Origin of the sequence: Pseudomarimonas arenosa (genome assembly GCF_014841215.1) — a bacterium.
GTDB classification, from domain to species: domain Bacteria; phylum Pseudomonadota; class Gammaproteobacteria; order Xanthomonadales; family Xanthomonadaceae; genus Pseudomarimonas; species Pseudomarimonas arenosa.
In genome coordinates this window covers 1-2421 of record NZ_JACYTR010000127.1, presented here as the reverse complement: position 1 = coordinate 2421, position 2421 = coordinate 1, and the positions used below count along the sequence as shown (strand labels likewise).

Here is a 2421-nt window from a genome sequence, read left to right as displayed (position 1 = left end):
CCAAGGGAACACACGACACGGCCAAAATTCTTCGCATCAGAGCAGACACAACACAACGATTACGCGGGCCACGGCCCACCGAGATCACAAAGCGGCGGGTCAAAGACCCGCCCTACGCGGGCTACGAGGATTTGCCCGCCGTACGGCCGTAATAACCCTCACGACCGGCACGACGGTCCGTAAAGAAAAATACCAGGGATACAACCGCAATACTTAGCCAACCGATGGTCGAAGAAAGTGAATCGCGCTCGAATCCATACTGAGCATATCCACTGAGCACGAGAATTGGAGAAAAGAGTGCACCGAGAGTGAAACTAGCGCAGATCACGATCCACCCCGATCTATTCCGAGTCGCAGCTAGCAAACTTCCGACAACAACTCCAATGCCCCAAAAAGCGATGCTTACGTTTATTACAAGCCAGTGTTCCTGCCACAAGACATAGTCAAATGACTGTCCAGACTTAAGTGCATCTACCGCAAGTCTTGCGGCCGTACTCTTAGATCTCAGAATTGAGCCCAAACCGATCCAAAGCAATACCCCGCCACAAGATACACAAACCGCCAGAAACAGAAGTGAAAAGAAGCGTTGCACACCATCACCCACTGGTTTGCTCGAAATAGGTTGCGCAACTGCTGCTGCCAAGCTGCGTGTTTGAAATAGGCATACTGCTAGTCACATTCCAACGCACACTCCAGTGCGTTGTTTGCATCGTAAAGCGTGGCAACAGCTCCGGCCCCTTTTCGGAACATCTTTTTCCCGAAGTTCGTAGCAAACTGAATCGCAATGTCCTCCGCAGCTTCACGCGCAGCTTCGCCATGTGCACCTGACAGAAGCAAATCAATATCGACCCCGGCAAACTCCTTCGAAGTGCATTTAAGCAGACACTCCGATGCCTTGCAGTAGGTGTCCACAGCTGCATTCAGTTCCTTGGTTGTTCGTTTGCCGTCGCAATTCTCGCCGGACCCACTCATCTGCCTGACATAACACTCAAAGTCTTCCATATCCAGAAGGCCTAGAGGGTCAATCTTGCGCAATGGTGAACTGCGGACGTAGCTGTATGTAGAGTACCCCCCTCGCAACCCAATCGGATCACTCTGCACATACCGCCCGGTGGTTGGGTCGTAGTCCCGGAAGTAGTTGTAGTGTTTCCGTGCCGACGCGATCCGCCGCCTTTGACGACGATTTCTCTTGAGGCGGCGCGGAGTTAGCGAGGCAGCGAGCATTGAGGCGGGGTCGGTTCCGGCAAAAATTTCCTTGAGGCGGTTTTTCGGGCGCGCAGGCGCGCGCCCGAGTGCAGCGAGATTAATCCTGCACCGTGCTTGGCGCCAGCACCGCCTGAGCCAATTTGGCCTTGATTTGCGCTGTTTGGCACACCGCCTCGGCTTGTTTTTGTAGTGCTTTCTGCTCTTGATAGCTCATCGAGAATGGCCGCTCGGCCATCTTCGCCATGGCCATCTGGCAATCCATATAGCCATCGGCCACGTCCGAGACGATCAGCGCGCGAAACCCGAGCAGCATCAGCGCGAGCACGCCGCCAGCAGTAAACAGCTTCATCTGTCGACCTCCTGTAGTTGGGGATTCCAGAGTAGGCGCGCTGGCCAATGCTTGGGGAGACCCTTGACGATCTTCGCCCCGCTGACGTCATTTCCCTTTTAGTTGCTTGGCTCTTGGTACAGGGGCCGGCGGATGCGCAGTGCAGCTCTTTTGCGCTGTGCGGCCGCTGGCGGCGCGCGGCCTGTTCGGCTGAGCGGAGCTGCAGCGCTCGGCCGCGCGCAATACCGAGCGCCGGAGACTGCGCCAGGCGCCACGAGGCGCCCGGCGCTGACCCGATTCAATCGAGCGGCTTGTGCCAGTACGGATAGCCAACCCGCTCGTAATACTGCTGCGCATACATGCGCTCATCCGAGCCGTTGCTGCTGTAGCCATCGGTGCGCGGATTCGCCTGCCAGTTCATCAGACCGCACAGATCGGCGATAAAGCCGCGCAGCACGAATTCAGGCTCAACCTGATCCGAGGCACAGAGGGCAATGAATTCCTCGGGCAGGTCGAGGGTGATACGGCGCTTGGATTGCTTGGACATGAGATTCTCCGATAAGCCGCGACCGGGAGTGATCGCTGTTGGCGATTCCCTCCGAGTGCCGCGCGCAGGCGCGTCAAGATTTGCGCAGCAACTTGCCCAGGTCTTGACGCGCCGAGCACGGCGCTACCCTCAGCCGACAACAGCGAGCCACTAAACGAAACGTTTCGCCGGAGCGCGCTCTGCTCTGCGCTTCTGACAAACAGGCTGTTGGCCTTGTCCAGCGCGCGGCGACACCCTGGCCGGAGTCGCGGCGCCAAACCCGCGCGCAACTCGGCCGCACTGTCCGCAAGCGAGCAAGCCAGGGATGGCGCGCAGACGCGCGGAGCGCGTGCAGGAGCTG

3 protein-coding genes and 1 pseudogene are annotated in these 2421 nt (G+C 58.0%); all 4 read right to left on the bottom strand.

Annotation, left to right across the window (positions count from 1 at the left end; translation table 11 throughout):
• Window positions 1–669: 669 nt before the first annotated feature.
• The 4 genes and pseudogenes from IFO71_RS21460 to IFO71_RS21450 all read right to left on the bottom strand — a co-directional run bounded on the left by IFO71_RS21460 (window position 670) and on the right by IFO71_RS21450 (window position 2081).
• A complete protein-coding gene (locus IFO71_RS21460; protein ID WP_232371400.1) occupies window positions 670–1035 on the bottom strand; it encodes a hypothetical protein in 366 nt (121 codons plus the stop codon).
• Window positions 1009–1143 (bottom strand): annotated as a pseudogene (locus IFO71_RS22725) (RHS repeat-associated core domain-containing protein); the annotation flags it as partial. The gene IFO71_RS21460 and the pseudogene IFO71_RS22725, both read right to left, overlap by 27 nt.
• A gap of 160 nt (window positions 1144–1303) precedes the next feature.
• The gene (locus IFO71_RS21455; RefSeq protein WP_192031735.1) at window positions 1304–1555 is read right to left on the bottom strand and encodes a hypothetical protein; all 252 of its coding nucleotides are present in this window, start codon (window positions 1553–1555) and stop codon (window positions 1304–1306) included.
• A 277-nt stretch (window positions 1556–1832) separates the two neighbouring features.
• Window positions 1833–2081, bottom strand: coding sequence for a hypothetical protein (locus IFO71_RS21450; protein WP_192031734.1), 249 nt, complete (start codon window positions 2079–2081; stop codon window positions 1833–1835).
• Window positions 2082–2421: the final 340 nt, after the last annotated feature.